The organism is Labrys miyagiensis (genome assembly GCF_030160835.1).
GTDB classification, from domain to species: Bacteria; Pseudomonadota; Alphaproteobacteria; order Rhizobiales; family Labraceae; genus Labrys; species Labrys miyagiensis.
The window spans coordinates 1-7,106 of sequence record NZ_BSPC01000030.1 but is presented as its reverse complement, the minus strand read 5'-3'; the positions used below and the strand labels follow the sequence as shown (position 1 = coordinate 7,106).

The window sequence follows — 7,106 nt, the reverse complement described above, 5'->3', positions numbered from 1 at the left end:
CTTCAATCGGAATGCGTGATTGGGCCCATATCGGTCAATGATTAGGGCCGTTGGTATAAGATCAATTTGCATTATGTTCCGCGAACCGCTTCTCTTTAAGACAAGCGGATTTCTATGAATTGGAGCGTGAAGAAAGCCGGCACGCGAGGTGTACCAAGGGGCAGCAATCAATTTCGATGGGACGAGAAGTCAGGCTCGACGCAATTAAAACACGCGGGGCAAGCCGATCTACTCAGCACCTTCCAACATAGAGAGCGATTGTGGTCCATTCAAGGTTGAGCGAGTTGGGCAGCAGGGCTCGCAAAGATCACCTCCCCGATCGAGGTGGCCGACATGCGCCCTGGGATGAACCAGGTGGTCTTCCGGTTCGAGTGGACCAAAGAGGCATTGGCCTATGTTGAAACAGGCCGTGGGACGGGCAATTGCGATATAACGAATGGCATGTTGCCCACCTTCACGATCCACGAGTAGTTGTTACCGGGAAGATGTACCGATATCTGGTGGGTCGCTGTATCTGATGGAGATAACCTCGTTTCGAGCTGAAATTCTTGGCGAGGTCTTGACCTCGAGATTGCCTACACTAGCCTTTGCCGATGATCAGTGTGTCAATGCGACGGACCAGAGCACGATGACCATATGTGCGGCTTCGGCCTTTCGGAAATCCGTTATGCAACTCAATGATGTCTACGGAAATACCTGAATTGCAAAGAGGCGCTATGGACTGCCCGGTTCCCCCGGCAAATTGAACCCGACGCCTCGCGGCGTCGGGTTGGAAGATCAATCGCCCTGGATCACTTCGACCACGGAATGGCTTTCCGGATCGACGAGCACGACCTCATCGTTCTGATCAATGAAGAAGTCGTAGCTCTGGATAGCCGGGACCTCTGTGACGATGCTGTCGGGCATTGGCACAAGTTCAACATCGCCTGGTACGCTCACGCCGGACTCGACATCGAGAGCGGGGGCCACGTTGGAAGTCCGGTGCTCTCTGCCATAGCGCAGAATCTCCTGGCGCTGCACGGCCGTCAGCCTGATCTTGTTGGCTGCATTGGCGTGGGCAGGGCCGCCACGCTTCCGAATGATCTCAACCACCCTGTGCGTCTGAGGCTCGACGATGACGATTTCGTCACGGATGATGACATAGTCATAGTTGCGGTATTCCGGAACGATTTCGACAATGTCGACCGGCAGTGGCCGCGGGCGCACGCGTGCAGGGAGCGCCTCACCGACATTGATATTGACATTGACGCCGACATCGCTGCGCTCGCCGGTGCGGAACAGCCTGTCGCGCACCTGGCTGGCTCTATCCTTGGGCACATTGATAGAGCCGACGATGTCGACGTCGGTGCGATTGCCGGTCGGGGCCGTTCCGGCCTGGGTCTGATCGGGTTTCGCCCCGGGTGTCGCGGGTTGCTGCACGTTTTCGCCGGTCATCGGCTTTTTCTGGGGCTGGGCAGGTTGCTCAGGCTGCTGCTGACCAAGATTGGTCTTCGGCTTTATCGTGGTGCCTGGTTGAGCGTTGCCCGTTTTGCGGGTCTTTGGAGGCTGGCAGTTCCCCTCCTGGCCAGCGGCGCACCCTTTCTGCGCCTGATTGGTATCAGCCTGATTGCGGTTGGCCGGCGTCGCTTGCTCCGTATTCTCGACTGGCTTCTTGGCAGGTGCGCCGGCTTGCTCGGCCGGCTTAGGCTGCTCGGTGGCGGGTGCCTGCTGGGACTGATCGAGTTTCTTTTGTGGCGTCTGCATCTTGTTGGCAGGCTCCTGCTGCGTGGCCGGAGGCGCACCCTCCTGCTGTTGCTTGCGCTTCGGGATCAATTCGTCCTGTGCGAAGACGGCGCCTGCGGCTAGCACGGTGGAGAACGCCGCGACGGCGACCGTGACGAGTAGCTTGCTTCTCATCGGGTACCTCTTTTTGCTGATGAGGAGGCTCGACTCTTTCGAACCCTTCAATGCTAAAAGCGCAGGTACCCCTGGTTGTTCCCCCTCGTCCGAGACTAATATGCCGCGTGGCGTAGCCGAACTTGAAATCCATCGCCATCTTCCTCCTCGATCTGAGGCTCAATAATCGCATTCGGTCCGAGGCTCGAATATCCGCAGCCCTTGCTCGCCGGGCACAAAAAATTAACGTGTCTCAAAACGATTTCAGGGAGCTGCACATGCCATATCAACTCATCGAAATTGTCGACGAAACCCAGCAGCGAAATGTCGGCTCTATGCCTTATGAGACGCACGAAGAAGCGCTTGAGAGCGCCATTCGCAGCGCCCAGACGTTCCAAGGTGGCTACGGCTACGACAATGAGCAAGGCCATTGGTGGGGTAAGGATGCCGACGGTCGGCTGACGCGGATCCTTGTCGAGGGGACATAACCCGTCGCTTTGTCAAAGTGAACAAGACCGATATTTTTTCGCACCGTGCAAGCGTATGTCCGCCCTTGATTTCTGTGCTGATTACGAAATGACTTGGTGAAGGCGGATCCGGTCAATTGAACCGAGAAGGTACTGGATTTGCATAGCGGGATTTAAGTCAGGTACCCGCACGACCTCGCTAAGGGACCTTCTAGTGAGCGCTCTTCGGCAGGGTCATCGTTTGGTGGAGTTGATCCGTTCGGCTTGAAACCAATGATCGAGGTCACGGCCATGGGGCTGGCCTTCCTTTAGCCAGATCGAATAGGCTATCTCCCCGATGCGCGCATCGTCATGAGGTTTCTCGATGTTGTGCGAAGGTGGGACTTCACCCGAGATAGCCCTCTCCGCTCGCTTGGCAGTTTCTGCAATTAACTGCGGCGTCACGCCTTTTTCCTCGGCGTCCATGAGGCTCTCCGAGTTACCGCGGCCGCCATTTCCGAGCTTGCTGATTTCAGCCGCCGTTTCGGCGGCGTAGGGAGGAATTCCCGTTCCATCCTGTTTCGAACGCATTGCCACGCTTCCTTCTGCTTTGGCAATTTGCCTGCCCTCCACTGAACTCATTCGGCACCGGCGTTGTTTCAAATGCACGTGCGTTTCATAGGGCTGGAAAAGTCTGGCCTGTCTAAGGACGCAATATCTCGCTCATCGAAGATAGAACTCGATTTTTTCGGGCTCAATCGAACTCCTACGGGCGGAATTTGTTCCTGAAATGCGTGAGAAGTGGAACCTCCGTCAAAAGCCCTACGTTCATCCGGAACGGCCATGAACGCTCAACACAGAACACCGCATGTCAGATCAATTTGCCCTGCAAGATCCTCGCAGCAAATATCCCGCACCGCCTTTTCCGAAATAGTGACAGCTACGACCAGGCCTCGCCTCAGAGATGGATTCTAAGCCGGATCATGGCGAAGAGAGCTACCGCGGCAGCGGAAAGCTCGCCGGACGCAAGGCGCTCGTGACGGGGGCGATTCTGGTATCGGCCGCGCCGTCGCTATTGCCTTCGCTCGTGAAGGCGCGGACGTCGCGATTTCTTAATCTTCCCAATGAAGAAGCAGACGCAGCCGAGGTCATTGAACTCGTCAAGGCCGAGGGAGGGAAAGCCGGGGCGTTGCCTGGTGACATCGAGGAAGGAACCCTGGTGCCTGGCCATGGTCGAAAAAGCCGTTGAAAGCTTGGGTGGGCTGGATATCCTGGTCGTCAACGCCGCTCGCCAGCAGTTCCGCAAAGATATCGCGCAACTCTCCACGGCCGATTTCGATAAAACGCTGAAGACCAATCTCTACGCCTTGCATTGGATCACGCAGGCAGTTCTTCCGCATATGCCCGCTGGCAGCGCCATCGTGAACACCGCTTCGGTGCAGGCCTATGAGCCTTCCCAATTCTGCTCGACAACGCCACGACCAAGGCCGGTATCGTCGCCTACACCAAGGCACTTTCCAAACAGGTCATCAAGAAGGGCATTCGGGCAAATGCGGTAGCGCCCGGGCCGGTGTGGACTGCTCTTCAACCGAGCGGAGGCCAACCTGACGAGAAGGTGGAACACTTTGGCGAGAATAGTGATCTGGGCCGCCCCGGCGAACCAGTTGAGCTCTCACCAGTCTATGTGCTCCTAGCGTCGCCCGAGGCGAGCTTCATCAATGGTGAGGTCTACGGCGTGACCGGCGGCAATGGCATAGGTTACGGGGTTCCTCACATAGACAATGGAACCCGGGAAGCGTTGCGACGTTTAGGGGAACTCCGCAACAAGCGCGCCGTCCCGGATCGGATGCGGGGTGGGCGACCCCGATGACCGATCAGGCCGACGTTGGACTTTCACAAGTTCCTCAACCGGAAAAGAAAAAGAAAGGCTGGCTTTCCATTCTCGGCCCCGGCCTGATCACCGGTGCCTCGGATGATGATCCTAGCGGCATAGCGACCTATTCACAGATCGGAGCTCAGTTCGGCTATGGCATGAGCTGGACCTTGCTGTTTTCCTACCCGCTGATGACCGCGGTGCAGATAATTAGCGCGCGCATCGGGCGAACAACCGGGCGCGGCATCGCTGGCAATCTTCGGAAATATTATCCAAATTGGCTGGTCTATATTAGCGTCGCTTTTCTGCTAGTCGCCAACATCATCAACATTGGCGCAGACATAGGCGCGATGGGCGACGGAATTAAACTGTTGGTCGGCGGACCGGAGTTCTTCTATGCCCTCGGCATCGGTGCCCTGTGCATTGTTTTGCAGGTCTTCACCAGCTACAAGCGATATGTGAATATTCTCAAATGGCTCACGCTCGCACTGCTTGCGTACGTCGCCACTTTGTTCATGGTGAAAATTGATTGGAGCGCTCTTGCGCGCGGTCTCTTCATTCCCTCGCTGTCCCTGGATCTCAAATACGTCACAGGCATTGTTGCGATCTTCGGCACGACGATAAGCCCCTACTTGTTTTTTTGGCAGGCATCGCAGGAGGTCGAAGACCTGAACGCCGAGGATGAGCGTGAGAGGCTTAAGGATGCCCCAGAACAGTCGAAGGGCGCCCTTAACCGTATCAGCCTCGATACCTTTGCAGGGATGGGAGTCTCAAACCTCATCGCGTTGTCCATCCTCGTTACCGCTGCGGCAACATTGAACGCCCAAGGCAAGACAGATATTTCCAGCTCCGCTGAAGCCGCAGCGGCGCTCAAGCCAGTAGCAGGCGCAGGCGCGGAAATTCTGTTTGTTTTGGGAATCGTCGGAACCGGCCTGCTCGCCGTCCCCGTGCTTGCCGGCTCAGCGGCTTATGCTGTTGGAGAGATGTTTCGTTTGCCGACTGGGCTGGACCGCAAGCCACTGAACGCCAAAGCCTTCTATGGTGTCATTGCTGTCGCAACGGCCATTGGGGCCGCTCTCAATTTGACGCCCATAAATCCGATATCAGCGCTTTATTGGAGCGCTGTCATCAATGGAATTGTGGCGGCTCCCATCATGTTCGTCCTGATGCTGTTGTCGGCGCGCCAAGACATTATGGGAGATGGCGTCATAAGTGCGGGCCTGAAATTCTGGGGCTGGCTGGCGACCGCCGTGATGACTGCAGCGGCTGTTGTGGTCGTCACCGGAGCGTTTCTGCAACGCTAGCTTTCACATTGCCAGCTTTTCGCATTGTACTGCGCAACGTCGTGCCATAAGGCTCGGTCACGAAAGGAAACGCTTCCAGCACTATGAGACAGGGGTACTCTTCCTTAGTGTTCCTATCTGGAATGTATACATCGGCCTGCCTACGCCGGTGTTCGATTTTGTTTTACCCAGAGTACTGACCGATCCGCGATGCCTAGGGTTAACTGCTGGATTGCGGCATACAGGCTGGCGCTGCGTTGTTTCAGGCCGCCCTCGTATTTGCGTGGGAACGTTTTGCCGGCTTTATTGTTCTTCGCTCGAGCCGGTGATCGCCTCCAATTCATCGCCGAGCTTCCAGCATTTTCAAATAACACAAACAGGAAGGGGAGGCCGCCCAAGCCTCCTCACTGAGCCAGCGAACGCCGACGGTTCTGATTTGCGCTGGCCACCCGCCTGCGCCTCCAGCGGGATCGGGCGCGACATCGGACACTAAGGCCGGTCAAACCTTCAAATTGTGAAACCGGCGCAAGCCGATAACGCAGTGGAACTATGCCTTGCTCTGACGTGTTGCTGCACAGCCAATTCAATCTGGAATTGTCATTCGTGCGTGCCCCAACCAAGGAACAAACCAATGAATACCGATCAATCCACAACTCCCTATAGTGGCAGCGAGCCCCGGTACGTTGATCTCAATCCCACTCCGTCCGGAGCGCCATCAGACCCGATGGCTCAGACGAAGCAGGCCGGCGCCAAGCTGAGAGATACCACCAGCACCGCCATTGAGGACGTCCAGAATCTGGCGTCCACGGCCGCAGAGGAAGGCAAGGCCTACGCCGGCGCAGTTGCATCTGATGCCTCCGCGGTTTTCAAGGAAGCCGTCGAGAGCAACAAGACCGCTGGCGCTGACGCGGTCGTTAATCTCGCACGGTCGGCAAAGGATGCGGCTGACGGAATCGAAGGAACATCCCCTCAGATTGCGAAGATCGTTCGTAGCGCGGCCGAGGGCGTCGAAAAGATTTCGACCGACATTCGCGATCGCAACGTGGGTGAGCTTTTTGATACCGTTTCCGACTTTGCGAAGCGTCAGCCAGCCGCATTTTTTGGCTGCGGTCTTGTCGCGGGGATCGTTCTGTCGCGATTAATGCGCGCTTCGAGTCGGTCAGCATAGGCACCTGCAAAATGGCGTATGACCCGAACGTCTCATTTGTTCGGCTCCTGGAAGTCGCCCGGGCCGAGTTGGGCAGCCAACTCGGCCAGGACGCTCAGCTGCTCCAAGCCGAAGTTAAAGCCAAGACCTCTATCATGCTGTCTGCAGGCATGTTGGGGATTGCCGGGGGCGTCGTTTTGCTGCTGAGTGTGGCAGTAGCGCTCGCCGCCCTTGTTTTGTTTATTATCTCTCTAGGCATTACGCCGGCGCTTGCCGCGCTGATCGTGTCCGTCGCCCTTGGAATCGGTGCTCTGACATGTCTCCTGGCGGCAAGGACTCGCATGAAAAACTGGACGCCCGTCCCCCTCCGCACAGTTCAAGCACTGCGCGAAGACTTTGCTGCTTTGAAAAAGGCTGTCGCACATGTCTCCTCATGAGCTCGAAATGCGGGAACTCGAAGATCGCTTGTTCAGCAATCGAGG

Annotated in this window: 6 protein-coding genes and 1 pseudogene; 5 read left to right on the top strand and 2 right to left on the bottom strand. The window is 56.7% G+C overall.

Annotated elements, in window-relative coordinates; all coding sequences use genetic code 11:
• Window positions 1-777 precede the first annotated feature (777 nt).
• Window positions 778-1,947, bottom strand: a complete 1,170-nt coding sequence (locus QQL24_RS17855) for a DUF1236 domain-containing protein (protein ID WP_284313648.1) — start codon at window positions 1,945-1,947, stop codon at window positions 778-780.
• Between the two features lie 71 nt (window positions 1,948-2,018).
• Here QQL24_RS17855 and QQL24_RS17850 point away from each other — a divergent pair, with 71 nt between their 5' ends.
• Window positions 2,019-2,363: a hypothetical protein gene (locus tag QQL24_RS17850; RefSeq protein WP_284313647.1), complete on the top strand. Its 345-nt coding sequence runs from the start codon at window positions 2,019-2,021 to the stop codon at window positions 2,361-2,363.
• Between the two features lie 213 nt (window positions 2,364-2,576).
• Here the strand turns inward: QQL24_RS17850 and QQL24_RS17845 are convergent, their stop codons facing one another.
• Window positions 2,577-2,912, bottom strand: coding sequence for a DUF2934 domain-containing protein (locus QQL24_RS17845; RefSeq protein ID WP_284313646.1), 336 nt, complete (start codon window positions 2,910-2,912; stop codon window positions 2,577-2,579).
• Between the two features lie 277 nt (window positions 2,913-3,189).
• Between QQL24_RS17845 and QQL24_RS17840 the strand changes: the two are divergent.
• The 4 genes and pseudogenes from QQL24_RS17840 to QQL24_RS17825 all read left to right on the top strand — a co-directional run.
• Window positions 3,190-4,077, top strand: a pseudogene (locus QQL24_RS17840) (SDR family oxidoreductase); the annotation flags it as partial.
• Window positions 4,078-4,187: 110 nt separating this feature from the next.
• Window positions 4,188-5,498, top strand: a complete 1,311-nt coding sequence (locus QQL24_RS17835; protein ID WP_284313645.1) for an Nramp family divalent metal transporter — start codon at window positions 4,188-4,190, stop codon at window positions 5,496-5,498.
• Between the two features lie 610 nt (window positions 5,499-6,108).
• On the top strand, window positions 6,109-6,645 hold the full coding sequence (locus QQL24_RS17830; protein WP_284313644.1) for a hypothetical protein: 537 nt from the start codon (window positions 6,109-6,111) through the stop codon (window positions 6,643-6,645).
• Between the two features lie 11 nt (window positions 6,646-6,656).
• Window positions 6,657-7,061 (top strand): phage holin family protein, encoded by a 405-nt coding sequence (locus QQL24_RS17825; RefSeq protein ID WP_284313643.1) that lies wholly within the window; start codon window positions 6,657-6,659, stop codon window positions 7,059-7,061.
• The last annotated feature ends 45 nt before the right edge of the window (window positions 7,062-7,106 follow it).